This is a genomic window from Coleofasciculus sp. B1-GNL1-01, from assembly GCF_040220235.1.
Taxonomy (GTDB): Bacteria; Cyanobacteriota; Cyanobacteriia; order Cyanobacteriales; family Coleofasciculaceae; genus Coleofasciculus.
Window position 1 is genome coordinate 1 of the sequence record NZ_JAVJTO010000065.1, and the last position, 18,329, is coordinate 18,329.

The window sequence follows — 18,329 nt, forward strand, 5'->3', positions numbered from 1 at the left end:
CTCCCCGTTTATGGTAGAGACGCGCCATGGCGCGTCTCTACTGAAAAACCCGTTTTTTGTGGAAAAAGAATTAAACGAGGTTTATATCGTACAGAGCAGGGGGTTCTCGTTCAATCTGATGTCATCGGTTACTACAATATTTTACGAAAAGCATTCCCATAAGTTTAACCGCTATGGGATAGTGAGGTGCTTAGTTCACACCAGGAGTATTAATCTCTCAATGTAAATGCGAAGTTTATTTCTGCAATGAAATTCAGTCTGTTTATATTTGACTATACTTTTACCAACTATATCCTCCCCAAGGGCATTCTTATGAACTAAGAAGCGATTCGCCTCCTTCATTTTGTAAGTCAACAGATTGCCAATGATGCCAAATCCAACATCAAGGATAGAGCGATTTAATCCAGCCTTTTGCTTTTTGGGCTTACCCTGGTTGACTTTACGATTGACATCCTCCCTGGCGTGAAACGCACAGGGATTCCTACCAGTCGAACAGCTCTGGCTGAACGTACTCTCGGAGGGGTCAAAACTTCTCAGTCCACATTCGGCTATACTAAATTTTAAACGTAGTCGTTATGAGTTTATTTATATGTCCAACTCGACCGTAGAAAATCTGGTGATTATCGGTTCGGGTCCTGCCGGTTACACGGCTGCCATTTACGCTGCCCGTGCTAACCTTAAACCCGTGATGTTTGAAGGCTTCCAAGCGGGAGGACTTCCTGGCGGTCAGCTAATGACCACCACTGACGTAGAGAACTTTCCCGGCTTCCCCGAAGGGATCACAGGTCCGCAACTGATGGAGCGGATGAAAGCCCAAGCCGAACGCTGGGGAACGGAGTGCTACACCGAGGATGTCACGTCTGTGGATTTGAGTCGGCGTCCTTTTATTATCCGTTCTGATGAACGAGAAGTCCAAGCCCACAGTATTGTAATTGCCACTGGTGCTACCGCCAAACGTTTAGGACTCCCCAGTGAAGACCAATTCTGGAGTCATGGGATCTCCGCCTGTGCGATTTGTGATGGTGCGACCCCCATTTTTCATGGTCAATCCTTAGCCGTGGTAGGTGGGGGTGACTCGGCTGCTGAAGAAGCGGTGTACTTAACCAAATATGGGGATCATGTACATTTATTGGTGCGCCGCGACCAACTGCGGGCATCGAAAACCATGCAAGACCGAGTGCTAAATAACCCCAATATCACCGTTCACTGGAATACGCAGGCGGTGGACGTGTTTGGCGAAAATGGTCGGATGAGTGGAGTCAAACTCCGCAACACCCAAACGGGCGAGGAGAGCGACTTACAGGTTAAGGGATTATTTTACGCGATCGGTCATACTCCCAACACCTCCCTGTTCCAAGGACAACTCGACCTAGATGACGTGGGCTATGTTATTACCAAACCGGGTTCGGTTGAAACCAGTGTAGAAGGGGTTTATGCAGCAGGTGATGTGCAAGACCATGAATTTCGCCAAGCGGTTACGGCGGCGGGAACGGGCTGTATGGCTGCTATGTTAGCTGAACGCTGGTTGTCTGCCAATAACTTGATCCAGGAGTATCACCAGAAACCCGACTCTGAACCACCAACCCAGACAACGGACGAGAAACCGACAGCAGACACAGAAGCAACCTTTGATATTAACAAGACACAGCATGTTGGCGGTTATGCCCTACGCAAACTCTTCCACGAGAGCGATCGCCTGATCATGGTTAAGTATGTGTCACCTAACTGTGGTCCTTGCCATACCCTGAAGCCAATTTTAAATAAAGTGGTGGATGAATATGAGGGCAAAATTCACTTTGTCGAGGTCGATATTGAAGCAGAACCCGAAATTGCTGAAAATGCCATGGTTACTGGAACACCGACGGTACAATTTTTCAAAGACAAAGAAATTGTGGATCAACTTAAGGGTTTAAAACAAAAAAGCGAATACCGTCAGATGATTGAGAAGTACCTACCTGCCAAAGTTTCAGCAGCTAGATAAGTTGCAGGACTGACGCACAAACACCAAATAGGGTAGGGAGACGATCATATCCATTTGGTCAAAAACCTACGGTGAGGCAGGGAATCAACAGTCGCGTTATCGTGTGAGTAAATGAACTATCCCTGAGTTTGACGAACTCATAAGTTGGTACTCAGGGTTTGATAGAGTTAATTAGCAATGAGTGCTATGACTGAATCCGTCCTTCATCAACATACGATTGAGTCCCCCGATCGCTCCCAAGCCCGGGATCGTACCCGCCGCCTGGTTTGGAAAATCGCGATCGCTACGTTGCTGTTGATGGCAGTAGGGAGTGCGACGCGGGTGATGAATGCTGGACTCGCTTGTCCGGATTGGCCCCTGTGCTATGGACAGTGGGTGCCAAGTCAGCAGATGAATTTTCAAGTCTTTTTGGAATGGTTCCATCGCCTCGATGCGGCATTAATTGGCGTCAGTACGATCGCTCTAATGGGTTTGTCGTGGTGGGATCGCCGTTTTTTACCCAAGTGGCTGCCTTGGGCGGCAACCTTTGCCTTGGGTTTAATTGTGTTTCAAGGCGTCTTGGGTGGCTTAACGGTGACCGAACTGTTACGGTTTGATATTGTGACGGCTCACTTGGGTACAGCCTTGTTGTTTTTCTCAACCTTACTGATTATTGGTACTGCCCTGATGCCTTACAAGGGTACAGGAGCGGTTGGACGCTTACCCTGGGTGGGTTTGACGGCAGCTATTCTGGTTTACTTACAAAGCTTGTTGGGAGGTTTGGTGGCGTCCCGTTGGGCATTACATCAATGCTTTGGTGCGTCTCAACTTTGCACCGTGATGAATAGTCATATTGCGGGTGTAGTCCCAGCTACGTTAGTCACTTTAACCCTGGTTGTTTTGGCATGGCGCACACCTGCCCTCCATCCCCTGTTGCGACAGTTGGCAAATCTGGCAGGTGGATTAGTAATTTTACAGATTATTCTGGGAGTGGCGACGTTCTGGTTACACCTACAGGTGGAACCCCTAACCGTGTCTCATCAAGCTGTAGGCGCTGCATTACTGGGAGATTTGATTGTCTTTACCGTTTTGGCATTACGCGATCGCACCACTGGGTTAGCGGTAGAAAAAGTAGGTGGGGACAATTAAAGTTAACGGCGAGGATTGTCATTTGTCATTTGTCATTTGTCATTTGTCATTTGTCATTCGTCATTTGCTCCCTCTGCTCCCCCAGCTCCCCCATCTTCCCCATCTCCCCCAGCTCCCCCAGCTCCCCCAGCTCCCCCAGCTCCCTCAACTTCCCCCACTCCCCCACCCCTACAGCATTAAAACGGCGATTGTGTCAAAGTGTTAATGATTGTATATAGTGTTTCAATAAATAAGGAATTGGTGAATTTAATGATTGGGACAACTATATCCCGTCAACATGAAAACTTCCGGCAAGTGATTCAGAGCTACTACCAACTCACAAAACCTCGCATTATTCCGCTGCTGTTGATTACGACAGCCGCAGGAATGTGGATGGCATCTGAGGGGCAAGTTGATCCCTGGTTACTACTCATTACCCTGGTTGGAGGAACCTTAGCCGCTGCTTCGGCTCAAGTCCTCAACTGCATTTATGATCGCGATATCGATTATGAGATGCTACGCACCCGTAGCCGTCCAATTCCCTCAGGGCGGATACAAACTCGTGATGCCTTGTTATTCGCGATCGCTCTCGGATCTGCATCGTTTACCCTATTAGCCGTCTTTGCCAATCTTCTAGCTGCATTATTGGCAATGTCGGGCATTCTCTTCTACATGGGGATTTACACCCACTTACTCAAACGCCATACACCCCAAAATATCGTGATTGGCGGTGCAGCCGGGGCAATTCCAGCACTGGTGGGTTGGGCGGCGGTGACGGGAGAGTTGAGTTTACCCGCCTGGTTACTGTTTGCTGTTGTCTTTTTGTGGACTCCTCCCCATTTCTGGGCGCTGGCTTTGATGATTCGCGAAGATTACGCCAAAGTCGGGATTCCCATGTTACCAGTGGTAGCAGGTGAAGAGTCTACAACCCGTCAAATCTGGGTTTACACGTTGTTAGTTGTTCCAGCGTCGCTGTTATTCATTTATCCGTTAGGAGTATCGGGTGTGGTGTATGGTGCGATCGCGCTGGTGTTGGGTAGTATTTTTCTGCAAAAAGCATGGCAGTTATTACAAAGTCCCACCAATAACCAACTGGCACGAGGGCTGTTTAAGTACTCGATTCTGTACATGATGCTCTTATGTACTGGCATCGTGGTGGATAGTTTACCAATCACCCAGCAACTCTCGACGGCTTTAGCTGACAATTTGCAAACCTTGGTGAGTGCGATCCCGTTTTTGCCGTTTCCGGTTTAATGGGAATAACCAACTGTGGTAGAGACGTTGCATGCAACGTCTCTACTAAATGATTCGTGCTAATCGATGTCTGAGGTTATACAATGCTAAAATTTCATCAAGCTCTTGATGCAAGAGGCTAGGAAGCATGACGAAGATCGAAGTTGAACTCGACCAAAAAACCCTTGAAAGTGCCAAGCTTTTGGCAGAGTCTCGGCAAAGTACATTACCGGAACTGATTGCAGACGTTATCAAACTACTCGTCCGGCAAAAAAGAACAAAAGATCCTTGGTTAGGATTAGTTGCTGATGAACCGGAACTTGTTGATGAGATACTTGAAGAAGCCCTAAAAAATCGGAGAGTACAGTTATTCAACGAAAAAATTGGAAAAGGCACTGCTTGACACAGACATTGTGTCCGAAATTTTTAGGAGAATTAATCAAAGGGTTATAGCTAAAGCTACTGCTTATCGTGCTGTTTTCGGTTGCTACACAATTTCGGTTATTACCGTTATGGAGGTTGTCCAAGGTTGGCATAAACGTCAACGAGAAGATCGTGTTAACGAGTTTTTAGCTACACTTACCTCTGAAGAGGTTTTGACACTAGAACTGCCAGATGCCGCATTAGCAGGGCGTATCTATGCGGATTTAGAACGAATAGGACAACCCATTGGTTATCCTGACTCAATGATTGCGGCGATCGCTCTACACCATAATCTTACTTTGGTAACTGGCAATTTATCTCACTATCAGCGAGTTCAAGCCTTAGGTTATCCTCTGAGGTTGGATAATTGGCGAATTTAAATCGAAACGTTTAGTCTATAATTTTTCTTTATTTTCCGACTCGACAACGATAAAGTTTATATTTATATTCACCAGCCCATGACCCATAAGACCGATCGCGAAAACAATGCTGCGCCTCTAAATCAACGGTAGTCCGAAAATCCACTAACCATAAATCGAAGGGGCGTGGCAGTTCAGTTAACGTGTTTTGTAAGCGTGCGATCGCGTCTGTATAGGTTTGGGTTTGGGGATCGCGATCCGCTAGAAAAAATTGGGCAGATGTAGTTCTATCCGTTTCAGAATTATTCCTATCCGATAATCGTTTAAATTCCCATGCTAACCCCATCAGTCGCCCAGTTTGTCCATGATGTTTGTGAGTAGTGGCGATGAATACGGCAGATTGAGAAGCTTCTTGGATTACAGGTGCAAGCAAGTCGGGACGGTGATTTTGTAAGTACCCTAAATTCCCAATTGCGGTGAATCCTCCCATTAATCCCATCAACCAAATCATTACCACAATGGCTTTGCCATATTTTAGTCTAGAAGCTGAATCAAATGTCACCTGCTGCCAAACTCCAGCCAGTATCCCCGCAAATAACAGGATTACAGCCGGGAAGTAAACGAACTGAAATCGCGCCCCTAGCGTTAAGTCCATACCTAAACCGTATGTGATGCCAAAGACTAACGCGATCGCACTCCCTAAATATACCGACAAAATCTGCAAGGCTAAACGGCGATCACGAAAGTGCTGTTGGAGTTTCCAGCCATTACCGAGTCTCGGTATCAGGCTAACCACAAATAACACCGTTACGATACCGGAAATTACCACGATCCAAATCGGCAGAATAGTTGTGGCGGTGGGAAGCAAGACGATCATACTCAGCCCCCAAATAAACAGCCGTCCGATGGGTGCTAACCATTCACCAGTGAGATCCCCGTCAGCTATCCAGGCTGTGGGTTCGCTACCGTAGATACTGGATAAAGCAGGTAGCCAAACTAAACTCCCGACAAGCGTCCCTAAAGCAACTGCATAGATACGCCGCCAATGCGATCGCACCAAACTCTGAGGATCTTTCCTTCCCTGATGCCAAGCCTGCGTCAACAGTACAACCCCTTCCGCCCAGAGGGTTAAGCTGAAAAAATAATGGGTAGCGATTCCCAAACTATTGACACCCACCCACACTAATCCCATTCCTACTGATAACGGTTCCTCACGGTGGATACTCTGGATTGCCACAACTAAACAGGATAAAGACGCAATCACCCATAAAATCGCCAGAGTGTAGTGACGTGCATCTTGGGCGAGGAAAATTCCGTAAGGTGAAACCGCCATCATCGCGGCGGCGATTTGACCGACTAACCGAGAACCAAATGCCAAATACCCCAAACCAAATAAGCTAGGAATAGCCGTAATTCCCAATAATGCCGAGAGCGATCGCGCCCCCCATAAGGATACCAATCCGCCATCGGTACGAAAGACCTTTATCCACCAATGGGTTAAGACAAAATAAATCGGTGGATGGGTACTTTCTTGGCTTAAATGGTTGACAACTGAACTAATATCTGCATCAGCAACAGGATGCAAGGGATAGAGCAAGACATCTGAACTAATCCACTGATTCAGTGGCACGGCTTGAAAACTGTTGCCTAAACTAAAGACCATCGTGGCACATTCATCAGTCCATGGGGGTAGAGATGCCAGACGACTCAAGCGTAGGATTGTGCCTAGGGCTATCCATAACACGAGTAGCCCAAAGTGCAACCAATGTCGTTGTTTCGGGTTCATGGTTGATGGCAATTGATACACCAAGGCTTGAAGCCAAGCAAAAAGCGATACCTGACAAGAGTGTCTAGATATCGCTCTTTAACTGAATCAGCGAGAAGCCTCACGTCTCACCCCAAAGGGAAGCGTGGGATGAATCGCTGGTAATGGCAATAAAAGTGACATCGCATCCCGCAGGATGGGGATCGCATTTTTCTGATTCTAGGCTGTAGACTCGTGGGAGTCTCAGGGGGTTACTCTGCCTCTTCTGCCTCTTCTGCCTCTTCACCCTCAACGGCTTCACCTTCAACGGGTTCCTCAACGGCTTCTTCCCCCTCAACGGGTTCCTCTACGCCTGCATTTTGGCAAGCGCCTACACTAACTCCCAAAGCCAATACCAGCAGCAAACTCAGTAATTTCTTAGTCATACACTCCCCTTGGTGTTAAGGACTGCGTCAAATCAGACGTTATGTTAGCTTACTATAACTTTATAGTTTTAACACGATTACTGCTTTTTTCGCTTAATCCAGCAAGAATGATCCCACTCTAAGTGATCGATAAGAGTAGTACTTCGCTACGCTGCGCTTACGCGCCGTTTGGCTAACGTAAGAGTGAAGGAAGATGTATCAGATAGACTGGAATGACATTCACCCGCTTGTCTGACCCAGTTGTCTGAAGGTTGGTTATGATTCAGTAATGATTCAGTAAATTCTGAAGAACTACGTAGTCTAACTAAATTAGCTGCATAATTGTTAATATAGGGTTTTTTTGATGGTTTAGCCGATAAAATCAGGACAAGCCGTCAAAGTGGGTGCGGAGGATTGTTTAAGGAATGCATTGTGTTTTCTAATCTTTATAACGCTTTTCAATCGATCCAAGCTTGGATCAAGTATCCCCCAAGGCAAGCAGCACTAACCCAAAAAATCGTCGATCGCATCCGTAATTCCCTGGAATTGCAAGTTGTTGTGCAAACAGCCGTAGACGAAATTGCGGCGTTGCTTCGACTTGATTGTTGTAGTTTTTTCTGGTACTGGGAAGAACGGGGACAAGTTGAGATTGTCTGCGAACGCCGTCAGCATGAGCATCAGCCCTCGTATTTGGGAGAGTATCCCCTAGAATGTTTTGGTACGATGGCAAGGGCGATCGCCGAAGGGAAACAGATTGTCAATCGTGGCACAGCGCACTTGACACCCACAGGATTACGGTGGAGAATTCAACAGCTTTTACAGAAATCCTCTGCCAATCCCCCATCACTCATTCCCAATCCCTCCCTCTGGGACTATAAAGCCAGCTTATTGATTCCCGTCACAGGTAAAGAAAACGGAATTGGGTTTATTGCTTGTCTTTGTGAGCAACCTCGGTTTTGGGCAACTCCAGAAATTCAATTTTTAGAGTCGATCGCGGAATCCTTAGAAATTGGTATCCGTCAGGCTCAACTCTATGAACAAACCCAGAACCAAGCCATTCGTGAGCAACTCGTTAATCATATTACCAGCCAAACTCGCCAAAGTTTTGATCCCCAGACCATATTAACCGAAGCGATTAGCCATCTGTGTTCAGCGTTGGAAGTGGATCGATGTTTGGTGCATTTAGTCGAGGATTACCAAACTTCAGATCTGCCAGCCGTCAACTCAGACACCGCCGCTACCTGTAATGGTGAGTCATTAAACCGGGATCATCTCTATGAGGTGTATCGCCAACCCTTTACCCCTTGTAAAGACACATTTAATTCCCAAGGACCAATTACGCAGTGGATTATTCAGCACCGACGGGCGGTAGTGATTCCCGACGTAACCCAAGATGAACGGATTGATACCAACAACGAAGAATACCAGTCTGCCCACATCAAATCCTCGTTAGTGGTTCCAGTGCAAGCCCATGGTAAACTCTATGCCATTTTGTACCTCAATCAATGCGCTTACATTCGCTATTGGTCAAAACACGATCAAGAACTGGCACAAGCTGTCGCCGATCAGCTCGCGATTTCCCTGCAACAGGCATATTTATATACCCGCACCCAGCAACAAGCGGCACATAATGCTATGCAAGCCCAAAAACTAGCAGAAATGATTGAAGAACTGCGGCTGACCCAAGTCCAACTGATTCAAAGTGAAAAAATGTCCAGTTTAGGCAGAATGGTAGCTGGGGTGGCTCATGAAATCAATAATCCCATTAGTTTCATCTATGGCAATATTCCTTACTTAGAAAATTATGTCAATGACTTGCTGCGTTTAGTGCAAGCCTACCAAACTGAATATCCCAACCCCTCACCGAGGCTGGAAAATATCTTGGAGGAGGTAGAAATTGAATTTTTAAGCAAGGACTTACCAAAAATTTTGCAATCCATGCAATCAGGCACCCGGCGAATTCAGGAAATCGTCCAGTTATTGCAGAGATTTTCGCGGCACAACGAAGCCTCCTTGAAACTGATTGATATCAACGTGGCATTGGAAAATACGTTATTAATCCTGCACAACCAATGCATCAATACGATTACCATAGAACGGCATTACGATAACCTCCCTCATGTCGAATGTTACCCTAAGCCGATCAATCAAGTATTTCTCAATCTTCTGACGAATGCCATTGAAGCACTCAATCGTTCACCCAATTCTGATAAAATGATTACCCTGCGAACGCAATGGAAACCGAGCATCCATTCCTCGGATGAGGATCGGGTAGAAATTAGTATCGCTGACAATGGTGTAGGCATTAATCCAGAGGTTCTCTCAAGTATCTTTGAGCCATTTTTCACAACCAAAGCTGTTGGAGAAGGTCGAGGTTTGGGTTTAACCGTGACCTATCAAACCATTGTTAATCAACACCAGGGGCAACTAGACGTGCGATCGCAACCGGGTCAAGGGACTGAGTTTATTTTGCAAATCCCAGTGCGCCATCATCATGCCCTAAAATCGAGTCCCTCGTCCTCTCAATCCCCCACTCCTGCTTCTGACTTGTCACGGGAAGTCGCTAAACCAAGTTGACAGGGGAGATAGGGGAGATGGGGGAGATGGGGGAGATAGGGAAGATGGGGAGATGGGGAAGAATTTTCTCAGTCAATGGTTAACAGCCAACACTCTTGCACTCAAAACTCGGTAGGGGCGAGTCTAGTCACATCCTTTGTCAGGTAAGACATGATAATAGTCAAACTTGCTCCTACACAAAACTAAAAACTCAAAATGCAAATATCTGCCAAACGCTTATGAATGCTGTCTCTCGTTCTGTTCCAATTCAACGTCATCCTTCTCGCCAAGTTCCGGTTTCCTCGAGAAGGCGGTCATCTCGATCAAGCCCTGTGTCCCCCTTGGCGTCTAGAACCAGTCGCCAAAAGGTAGAAAGGCTTGACACCTCACGAGAACGAACTCCTGGCTGGTTGCGATCGCTGATGATTCTGCAACGCGGTTCGGATGTGATCACGCTGATCCTGGGTATTGTGACACTAACCATTTATTCCTGGACTGTATATACCCAGCAGCAGTGGACGCAAGAATACCGAAAATTGGGAACGCTCCAGCGGAATGAGCGTGATCTGACAACAACGAATGAAATCATCAAAGATCAACTCGCTCAACAAGCGGAACGCCCTGCCACAGGTTTGGTAACACCTACTACTGCCAATACCCTTTTGCTCTCTCCCGCACCTCAGCGCCAATTCCAGGAATCTCCGAATCAGACGCCTAACCAAGAAACCCTGGCAAAGACTCCTTTGGGATACTAAGGTAACAGACAGAAGAAGCTGGGGGAGCTGGGGGAGCTAGGGGAGCAATGTAGAGACGTGCCATGGCGCGTCTGGAAGCTAGGGGAGCAGAGAAAGAAACGATTTAATTAAAGCTTATCCCAACCCGATTGGGAGTAGAAGAGTAGAGGGGCAGAGGAGACTATTGCGCCCAGCGAATCGGTGACGTCGTAGAGGTTACTTGGGCAGGATGAATGATCGAATGCAAAACTCAAAACTCAAAACTCAAAACTCAACACATTTTCAACGCCCTGGGTTTAGATTGCTGTTAATTTGGGTAATCATGATGGCAGGGAGTTTTGGGCTTTTATTCAATTTATATCGACTGCAAGTCGTCATCTCGCCTAGCTTGGAAGAAAAAGCAAGGCAACAGCAGATGATTTATATGCGCCCGTTTATTCCGCGTCGTCCAATAGTTGACCGTAATGGTAATGTTTTGGCGGTGGATCGGCGAGTCTATACCCTTTACGTTCATCCCAAACTGTTTAAGCTATCCAAAGCCAATATAGCGACTCAGCTAGCGCCAATTCTGGACAAGTCGTCTACTGACTTGGAAACGCTATTTAATAAAAGAAATACAGGGATTCAAGTTAGCGGATCATTAACCGAAGATATAGCGAACAAAATTGCTCAATTAAGTTTGGATGGGATCGAACTGATTCCCAAATATTCTCGCCTTTATCCTCAGCAAGAGTTAGCCGCCGATGTGGTTGGGTACGTCAATGTTGATCATCAGGGTCAGGCAGGAATTGAGTATTCTCAGGAAAAATTATTAGAACGAGAAATTCGCACGCTGCGAATGAGTCGGGCAGGTAATGGTACATTGATGCCGGATCATATTCCAGAAGGGTTTCTCCACTCAGATGATCTGCGGTTGCAACTAACTCTAGATAGTCGCTTACAACGTGCGGCACGTTCTGCCCTTAAGCAAAAAATTAAGGAATTTAATGCCAAACGAGGTACTGTAATTGTTATGGATGCCTTGGATGGTTCCTTGTTGGTGTTAGTCTCAGAACCAACCTATAACCCGAATCAATATTCGACCTCTGACATTAGTTTGTTTAAAAATTGGGCATTGGCAGACTTGTATGAACCGGGTTCCACATTTAAGCCTTTGAATGTAGCGATCGCGCTGGAATCTGGGATAGTTCGTCCTGATAGTTTATTTAATGATACGGGTTCGATTCAGATCGGTCGGTGGCCCATTGCCAACTATGACAAAAAAGCCCATGGCATGATCAATCCGGCACAAATCCTGCAATATTCCAGTAACGTGGGCATGGTGCGGATGATGCAGCAAATGCAGCCCGAGGTTTACTATGGTTGGCTAGAACGATTGGGATTGGGGCAGAGACTGGAAACAGATTTACCCTTTGAAACCGCCGGACAGCTCAAAAATCAACGAAAGTTTACCAGTTCCCCCATCGAACCTGCAACAACAGCATTTGGTCAAGGCTTTTCCCTAACGCCGCTTCAGCTTGCTCAACTCCATGCTACGTTAGCCAATGGGGGTAAGTTAGTTATGCCTTATATGGTACAAGGACTTTTTGATAGTCAAGGTCAGCTATATTGGCAACCACGCCTGAGTGCGCCCCGTCCCATCTTCTCACCAGAAACCAGTCAGAAGGTTCTGGAAATGATGGAAACTGTGGTTAGCCAAGGAACAGGAAAAACGGCTCAAATTTCAGGGTATCGAGTGGCGGGGAAAACAGGAACGGCTCAGAAAGCTAGTCCCACGGGGGGGTATTTTACCAATGCCACAATTACCAGCTTTGTGGGCATTTTAAGTGTGGATTCTCCCCGTTATGTGGTAATAGCGGTGGTGGATGAACCGAAGGGAAATGCTTTTGGTTCTACAGTTGCAGCACCGATTGTTAAGTCAGTCATGGAAGCGTTAATCGCGATCGAGCAGATTCCGCCAAGTCAGCCAAAAGTAGCGACAGAATGACCGTCATTTTCCTCACCGTTCGCTCATTTGGGTAACTCAGTAGCCAAATGCCACACACCCAGTCGCTTTTTTAGCCTTCAGCGTCATTCCCTTCAGCGTCATACGGATGGAAATTGGGTCACATGCGCTACGGCTTGCAGGGTGAGTTTACCTTCTTTCACCTCCAGATGATGCATACGTAGCGATATCCCTGGCATTTCAAAGTGACTCAAGTGTAAAATTTTACCCGCCTTGGCGACTAAGGCTTGAGTGAGTTCGGGTGAGAGTTCTTTTCCGTGGGCGTATTCAACCTTCTCTAGAACAACGCTGCGTCCGTCATCACTTACTCTCGGAGTCGTGGTGAACGAGACTCGTTGTGTTTCATTACTTTGACCTAGCTGAACATCAGCATCAAGACCAACTCGACCTTCGGCTAATAGGCGGCAATTTACCTGCTTGACGTTGAGCGTTTGTGGCTTACCGTCCACCTGAACCTGGAGTGAGCGAAGCTGAGTCCCTAACACATCGGAGTTGAAGGCACGGTTGAGGTCAGATTGGGCAATCACTATCCGTGCTGTTCCTTCCGTCGGTTGGGTCAGTACAATATTACCCGTTAAAGCTTTGAAAGGAGCAACCGCAATGGTTTCTAGCCGAATCGCCATCTCTTGTAGACGGATATCGTGTTCCATGATTAACCCCTCACCGTAAATGGCTAGGGATTCTAACTGACCCTTGGCTAGCAGGGAGGGGTCTGTTTTCACTCGCACATTAAGTTTTCTAGCATCATCGAGTTGGCTGGACAGCGCCAACGTCGCAATTCTGTTTAATGTTTCTTCTCCAAGGCGGTCTAGGGTTAGCACGCGATCGCTCCTTTATATCAGCCGTGTATCCTCTCATTATATTAAGAAACGTTAATTTATGGATCTACTCTGGGTTAGAAACCCAGGCAGAAATAACTAAACCCATTAACACGCTTACGCAAAAGCAGCTACCATAAGCCAAAAAGCCTTCAGCCCTCTGCCCTCGGACTTGGAGCCTTCTTGTACTAGCTCACCAGAAAATGCATGGAAAAAGAACAACTACAAAATCTTGACCAGCTTGGGATTCAATTTGTCCGCATTCTCTGGTGCGACAATGCCAATATTATCCGGGGCAAGGCAGTCCACCGGAAAACCCTATCAGAGTACCTCACCCATGGTGTGGGTATTTCTGCGGCTCAACAAGCCGTTCCGGTCATGTATGATGCGCCTGTGGCTGGGAGTGGGTTTGGACCCGTGGGTGAAATTCGCCTCGTGCCAGACTGGAGTACGCTGAACCCTTTACCTTATTGCCCAGGTCATGCCCGTGTCATGGGCGATATGATCCTCAATGGTGTGCCTTGGAATCTTTGTCCCCGTCATTTCCTCAAACGCATGGTTGCAGAGGCGAACCAAGAAGGGTTAGAGGTTATTACCGCCTTTGAGAATGAGTTCTATCTGTTGCAGCGCACGGCTGAGGGTATTGCACCTGCGGATGAAACCGTATTTGCCTCAACGATGGCGATGGATTTGCATCAAGGACTCATTGATCAGATGGCGGAAGCGTTAATCGAGCAGGGAATGCTAGTTGAGCAATATTATCCCGAATCCGGTTCCGGTCAGCAGGAAATCTCCATCCTCTACACCAACGCCCTCAGTGCGGCAGATCAACAGATTGCCTTCCGGGAAACGATTAAAGCGATCGCACTCCAACATTATCGTATCGCCTCATTCTTACCGAAAATCTTTGCCAATCAAGCGGGTAGCGGTTGTCACCTACACCTGAGTCTCTGGCGAGAGGGCGAAAATCTCATCCCCCATCCAGAGGGAAATGGCGAACTGTCCGATATTGCGCGTCATTTTATCGCCGGAATTCTCCACCACCTACCTGCTTTGATGGCACTGACAACACCCACGACTAATTCGTACCGCCGCCTGTTACCCCAGTGTTGGAGTGGGGCATTCCGGTGTTGGGGATTGGATAATCGGGAAGCGGCTGTGCGTGTCCCTACGCATCCTGAACCCCCGAGTCCGTCTCATTTTGAATTCAAAACCGTGGATGCTACGGCGAATCCCTATTTAGCATTAGGGGCAACGATCGCAGCAGGACTTGATGGTATCCGCCAAGGCTTAGAATTGGCAACACCTGTATCTGTAGATCCCGGTACGATGACGGATGCTGAACGCCAAGGGGCTAATATTGAACGATTGCCGAGTACCTTAACCGAGTCGATAGAACACCTTAGAAATGACTCGGTACTCCTGGATGCCTTGGGTGAAGAGTTGGCTCAGGTTTATTTGGCAGTTCGACAAGCCGAGTGGGAGGCGATGAGGGATTTCGATTTGGATGCCGAAGTCAAACTTTTATTAGAGCGATATTAGACCTGTAGAGACGTGCCATGGCACGTCTCTACAACATGTATTTTTGTCTATCCAACCGATCAGGATTTATTCAGAAACGCCTGAATTTGACCAATAGCCGCTGCACCAATATTGAATAAAGCCCAACCTGCGGCTAAGAGGATAGGCAACAAGACAATGAGTAACCGTAAATCCATAGTTTCACCTACCTCGCTTAATGCTTAAATTTATGTGAAGGATTCTCATATTATAGTATTAACCAAATTATGCCCCCAAAAGTCAATAGGTGACAGGTTTTTTTTCAGAGCCTATCGGCTTCTAAGCTGTCATGCATTTAAATTGGGTATTAGCAGCGAGCAAGATGCAAAGCCTGCGGCATGGCTTCGCTAAACGCACTACCAGGATGAGAGCCATTCTTGACATTAAGGTTTAAATGCCGAACAGCTTACGTCTCCCTATCACCCCATCATCCCATCACCCCATCTTCTGCTCACTATTTAGGGCTTGCTGTAAAACTCTAAAACCCTTGCTCCCCCAGCTCCCTCAGCTTCCCCAGCTCCCCCAACTCCTCCCACTACAACACTTATTCAGCAGACCCTATTCAGGCGCGTGAAATCCCAAGTCTGTGCCTTTTCCGTCATGCACCAGCGCTAGCTTCTGGTAACGCTGTGCGTGTTCGATTAGTTCAGCCGCCTCGGTTTCTGGAATATCGCGGACTTTTCGCGCCGGAATGCCGACTACCAGCGATAAAGGGGCAACATCTTTGGTCACTAATGCGCCAGCACCGACAATGCTGCCATATCCGACTCGCACACCGTCTAGAATAATCGCACCAATTCCAATCAGACAGCCGCGTTCAATATGGGCTGAATGGACGACAGCCCGATGTCCAATGGTTACATGGTCTTCCAAAATCGTAGGTTTACCTGGATCACCATGTAAAATAGCACCATCCTGAATATTGGTACATTCACCAATCTCAATCCGCTCGACATCACCCCGCACCACAGCACCATACCAAATACTCGCTCCTGATGCGATCGCCACCTCACCAATAACCACTGCATTGGGCGCAACAAAGGCGGCTTGAGACTGATCAACAGCAGACCAATAGGAGGGAGTTGCAGAAAACTGGGGATGAGAGTCAGTCACGATTGCCTCAAGATACAGATGTGTGTTCGAGCGTATTCTATAATTGATGAAACCACATATATATTTATATTAGGTACTAGCGCGATCGCCGAATGACGATACCTTCAACCCTAGATGATTAATCCTAGCTTACAGTACCCCATATTCGGTTCAGAGATTCAATGTCCTCATTGTCGGCAGTCTATTCCGGCATTGACATTGACCGATACCTATTTGTGTCCCCGGCATGGCGCTTTCGAGGCAGACCCCAAAACTGAAGAACTCATCCACTTACAATCGGGGCGTCATTGGCGTCAATGGCAGGGTGAATGGTATCGTCAGCATACTCATCCGGATGGGATTCGCTTTGAAATTCACGAAGCTCTCGATCGCCTGTACACTCAAGGCTATCGGGCAACACGGGTGATTATTGCCAGTCGCTATCGAGATTTAGTCAGTGCTTATCTGGAACGGAGTACCCCCTGGCGGGGACAATCGGAACCAGGGCGTCCGCGACTCTATGGTTTACCTGTGGCATTTAGCCCAGAACCAGAGGATGATCCCTGTTGGGAAGTGATTAATTTCGATTTGGAAAAAGAGCCAGGAATTCCGGTACGCTATCCTTATTTCCGATTATTTGAGTGAGTGGTCATTGGTCATTTGTTATTGGTCCTTTGTCATTTCAGGACTTACGCACAAACGCCATTTATGGTAGGGGCACGGCATTGCCGTGCCCCTACAGGTAGCGCCTGTGCCGTCAAGAAAACGTAAGTCCTAATTCCTATCATTAAGTCGGGGCGGGTTTAGTTAAGTTAGGGGTTTGAGTTAAAGTGTTATTAGTAAAACCCGCCCCTACAGAGATCAACAATTAAAACTATTCGTGAATCATGCATCATGCTTCAATTCGCACGGCTGATATTCATCGCGCGATCGCGTTCTACGAACAATTAGGGTTTACGGTTTGCGAACGCTTCACGGCGGGGATTACGCTTGCTTGTTGGATGGAGGGATTAGGCGGACGCATTGAACTGATTCAAATCCCGGAACCTAAACCTGCACCGGATGCGTTTGGGGATGAACATTATGTCGGTTACTATCATCTTTCCTTTGATCTCACCGAAACAGTTCCCGATTTACCCAGTTGGCTGAAATTGCTACAACAGAAGCTAGCTGAGGCATCGAGTCAAAATCCGGATCAGTGTCAGCCGCTGAAAATACTCCTAGAACCCACTCAACAAATTATCGGCGATCGCGTGTACGAGGTGGCATTTATTGCGGATACCGATGGATTACCCTTGGAGTTTATCCGAGTCTTAGCAACCCGCTAATTTGTTCCAGACGTTTCAGGCAACGTCTCTACACCCATTGCTTAACCTTACTTTTCAGGGGATTTGGAAAACCTCTCTCCAAACCTCTCTCCTACAAGGAGAGAGGCTTTGAATTCTCCCCCTTCCGTGCAAAAAAAGCGAAACATCCTTTGTCCTCCCCGCATAACAAAAAGCGAAGCATCAGCTGGCTTCCCCCTTTTGAAGGGGGACGGGAGGGGGATCGGGGGACGGGAGGGGGATCAAAAAGGGGGAAGGGGGGTATGGGAAGGGGGCTGGGGGGTTAGGTTTGATATCGATTTTTCTAGATGGCGTGAAAAGTCAGATTGCTTAACGGGTGGATTAGAATTGTAGGGGCGCACGTCGGTGCGCCCTAAGATATGTGTTAAACCCTTACATAAACATAGCTTGATGCTCGATGAAAGCGAGTAAGCTGTCATGCATTTAAATTGGGAATGGGTAGTGAGCAAGATGCTCACACTACAAGGATTTTGCTTTTCTTGACATTACGGTTTAAATGCCGAACAGCTTATGACGAATGACGAATGACAAATGACGAATATTGAAGCGTTATTAGATAATATCTATAATTCCTTTACGCCAATGCCGCTTCCTGCGGGTGATCCTCAATATGTGGAATGTCGGGAGGTGCGGGGTGATGTGGAAATTGAACAATCCAGACTCCGCACTTCAAGATGTAGTACAGTAGATTACAGATTTGTCTCCGAGAACACTAAGCATAAATACTCACTTTACTGAGGATTGATACCTTGAGATAATGGCTCTCCCGTACTTAGGGTGATAATAAAGTCTTATGAATTAAGCCAAAGTCTCACGGTGTAATACTTGTAGGTTAGGTTGACGAAGGGAACCCAACTAATTAAGCGATTAAGCTAGGTTTTCTTCAAATCAAGCCAATCGCTACACATATAAGGAAAATTTATCACCTTATGTACGGGAGAGCCAA

General features: G+C 47.1%; 17 protein-coding genes. 12 read left to right on the top strand and 5 right to left on the bottom strand.

Annotation, left to right across the window (positions count from 1 at the left end):
• Positions 1–589: 589 nt before the first annotated feature.
• The 5 genes from trxB to RID53_RS16395 all read left to right on the top strand — a co-directional run bounded on the left by trxB (position 590) and on the right by RID53_RS16395 (position 5,124).
• On the top strand, positions 590–1,981 hold the full coding sequence (gene trxB / locus RID53_RS16375) for a thioredoxin-disulfide reductase (RefSeq protein WP_446389104.1): 1,392 nt from the start codon (positions 590–592) through the stop codon (positions 1,979–1,981).
• A 186-nt stretch (positions 1,982–2,167) separates the two neighbouring features.
• Positions 2,168–3,109 carry a COX15/CtaA family protein gene (locus RID53_RS16380; protein WP_446389105.1) on the top strand — a complete coding sequence of 314 codons (942 nt, stop codon included), beginning with the start codon at positions 2,168–2,170 and terminating at the stop codon, positions 3,107–3,109.
• A gap of 249 nt (positions 3,110–3,358) precedes the next feature.
• Positions 3,359–4,342, top strand: a complete 984-nt coding sequence (locus tag RID53_RS16385) for a heme o synthase (protein ID WP_446389106.1) — start codon at positions 3,359–3,361, stop codon at positions 4,340–4,342.
• A 127-nt stretch (positions 4,343–4,469) separates the two neighbouring features.
• Positions 4,470–4,724, top strand: coding sequence for a hypothetical protein (locus tag RID53_RS16390; RefSeq protein ID WP_446389107.1), 255 nt, complete (start codon positions 4,470–4,472; stop codon positions 4,722–4,724).
• The gene (locus tag RID53_RS16395) at positions 4,705–5,124 is read left to right on the top strand and encodes a PIN domain-containing protein (protein ID WP_446389108.1); all 420 of its coding nucleotides are present in this window, start codon (positions 4,705–4,707) and stop codon (positions 5,122–5,124) included. The genes RID53_RS16390 and RID53_RS16395 overlap by 20 nt, the downstream gene beginning before the upstream one ends.
• 28 nt (positions 5,125–5,152) lie before the next feature.
• Here RID53_RS16395 and RID53_RS16400 read toward each other — a convergent pair whose 3' ends face one another.
• Positions 5,153–6,889 (bottom strand): glycosyltransferase family 39 protein, encoded by a 1,737-nt coding sequence (locus RID53_RS16400; protein ID WP_446389109.1) that lies wholly within the window; start codon positions 6,887–6,889, stop codon positions 5,153–5,155.
• Positions 6,890–7,119: 230 nt separating this feature from the next.
• Positions 7,120–7,293: a hypothetical protein gene (locus RID53_RS16405; RefSeq protein ID WP_446389110.1), complete on the bottom strand. Its 174-nt coding sequence runs from the start codon at positions 7,291–7,293 to the stop codon at positions 7,120–7,122.
• 411 nt (positions 7,294–7,704) lie between these two features.
• Here RID53_RS16405 and RID53_RS16410 point away from each other — a divergent pair, with 411 nt between their 5' ends.
• The 3 genes from RID53_RS16410 to RID53_RS16420 all read left to right on the top strand — a co-directional run bounded on the left by RID53_RS16410 (position 7,705) and on the right by RID53_RS16420 (position 12,549).
• Complete coding sequence (locus RID53_RS16410; RefSeq protein WP_446389111.1) at positions 7,705–9,849, top strand: GAF domain-containing sensor histidine kinase; 2,145 nt, start codon at positions 7,705–7,707, stop codon at positions 9,847–9,849.
• A gap of 218 nt (positions 9,850–10,067) precedes the next feature.
• A complete protein-coding gene (locus tag RID53_RS16415; RefSeq protein ID WP_446389112.1) occupies positions 10,068–10,583 on the top strand; it encodes a hypothetical protein in 516 nt (171 codons plus the stop codon).
• A gap of 220 nt (positions 10,584–10,803) precedes the next feature.
• The gene (locus tag RID53_RS16420; protein WP_446389113.1) at positions 10,804–12,549 is read left to right on the top strand and encodes a peptidoglycan D,D-transpeptidase FtsI family protein; all 1,746 of its coding nucleotides are present in this window, start codon (positions 10,804–10,806) and stop codon (positions 12,547–12,549) included.
• Positions 12,550–12,647: 98 nt separating this feature from the next.
• Here RID53_RS16420 and RID53_RS16425 read toward each other — a convergent pair whose 3' ends face one another.
• On the bottom strand, positions 12,648–13,388 hold the full coding sequence (locus tag RID53_RS16425; protein WP_446389114.1) for an LmeA family phospholipid-binding protein: 741 nt from the start codon (positions 13,386–13,388) through the stop codon (positions 12,648–12,650).
• 204 nt (positions 13,389–13,592) lie between these two features.
• Here RID53_RS16425 and RID53_RS16430 point away from each other — a divergent pair, with 204 nt between their 5' ends.
• The gene (locus RID53_RS16430) at positions 13,593–14,927 is read left to right on the top strand and encodes a glutamine synthetase family protein (protein WP_446389115.1); all 1,335 of its coding nucleotides are present in this window, start codon (positions 13,593–13,595) and stop codon (positions 14,925–14,927) included.
• A gap of 59 nt (positions 14,928–14,986) precedes the next feature.
• Here the strand turns inward: RID53_RS16430 and RID53_RS16435 are convergent, their stop codons facing one another.
• Both RID53_RS16435 and RID53_RS16440 read right to left on the bottom strand, forming a co-directional pair.
• On the bottom strand, positions 14,987–15,103 hold the full coding sequence (locus RID53_RS16435) for a photosystem II protein Y (protein ID WP_446370066.1): 117 nt from the start codon (positions 15,101–15,103) through the stop codon (positions 14,987–14,989).
• A 400-nt stretch (positions 15,104–15,503) separates the two neighbouring features.
• Positions 15,504–16,058 (bottom strand): gamma carbonic anhydrase family protein, encoded by a 555-nt coding sequence (locus RID53_RS16440; protein WP_446389116.1) that lies wholly within the window; start codon positions 16,056–16,058, stop codon positions 15,504–15,506.
• A 114-nt stretch (positions 16,059–16,172) separates the two neighbouring features.
• On the opposite strand from RID53_RS16440, the gene RID53_RS16445 reads away from it, so the two are divergent.
• From RID53_RS16445 to RID53_RS16455, 3 genes are all read left to right on the top strand, one after another.
• Complete coding sequence (locus RID53_RS16445) at positions 16,173–16,682, top strand: TIGR02652 family protein (RefSeq protein WP_006106563.1); 510 nt, start codon at positions 16,173–16,175, stop codon at positions 16,680–16,682.
• A gap of 242 nt (positions 16,683–16,924) precedes the next feature.
• Positions 16,925–17,365 carry a VOC family protein gene (locus RID53_RS16450; RefSeq protein ID WP_446389117.1) on the top strand — a complete coding sequence of 147 codons (441 nt, stop codon included), beginning with the start codon at positions 16,925–16,927 and terminating at the stop codon, positions 17,363–17,365.
• Positions 17,366–17,914: 549 nt separating this feature from the next.
• On the top strand, positions 17,915–18,121 hold the full coding sequence (locus tag RID53_RS16455) for a hypothetical protein (protein ID WP_446389118.1): 207 nt from the start codon (positions 17,915–17,917) through the stop codon (positions 18,119–18,121).
• Positions 18,122–18,329: the final 208 nt, after the last annotated feature.

Excerpts from the sequence above, each read along its gene's own strand:
- RID53_RS16385 (WP_446389106.1), top strand. The coding sequence starts at position 3,359 with ATGATTGGGACAACTATATCCCGTCAACATGAAAACTTCCGGCAAGTG.
- RID53_RS16415 (WP_446389112.1), top strand. The coding sequence starts at position 10,068 with ATGAATGCTGTCTCTCGTTCTGTTCCAATTCAACGTCATCCTTCTCGC.
- RID53_RS16390 (WP_446389107.1), top strand. The coding sequence starts at position 4,470 with ATGACGAAGATCGAAGTTGAACTCGACCAAAAAACCCTTGAAAGTGCC.
- RID53_RS16455 (WP_446389118.1), top strand. The coding sequence starts at position 17,915 with ATGACGAATATTGAAGCGTTATTAGATAATATCTATAATTCCTTTACG.
- RID53_RS16445 (WP_006106563.1), top strand. The coding sequence starts at position 16,173 with ATGATTAATCCTAGCTTACAGTACCCCATATTCGGTTCAGAGATTCAA.
- RID53_RS16405 (WP_446389110.1), bottom strand. The coding sequence starts at position 7,293 with ATGACTAAGAAATTACTGAGTTTGCTGCTGGTATTGGCTTTGGGAGTT.
- trxB (WP_446389104.1), top strand. The coding sequence starts at position 590 with ATGTCCAACTCGACCGTAGAAAATCTGGTGATTATCGGTTCGGGTCCT.
- RID53_RS16430 (WP_446389115.1), top strand. The coding sequence starts at position 13,593 with ATGGAAAAAGAACAACTACAAAATCTTGACCAGCTTGGGATTCAATTT.
- RID53_RS16435 (WP_446370066.1), bottom strand. The coding sequence starts at position 15,103 with ATGGATTTACGGTTACTCATTGTCTTGTTGCCTATCCTCTTAGCCGCA.
- RID53_RS16400 (WP_446389109.1), bottom strand. The coding sequence starts at position 6,889 with ATGAACCCGAAACAACGACATTGGTTGCACTTTGGGCTACTCGTGTTA.
- RID53_RS16380 (WP_446389105.1), top strand. The coding sequence starts at position 2,168 with ATGACTGAATCCGTCCTTCATCAACATACGATTGAGTCCCCCGATCGC.
- RID53_RS16450 (WP_446389117.1), top strand. The coding sequence starts at position 16,925 with ATGCATCATGCTTCAATTCGCACGGCTGATATTCATCGCGCGATCGCG.
- RID53_RS16420 (WP_446389113.1), top strand. The coding sequence starts at position 10,804 with ATGCAAAACTCAAAACTCAAAACTCAAAACTCAACACATTTTCAACGC.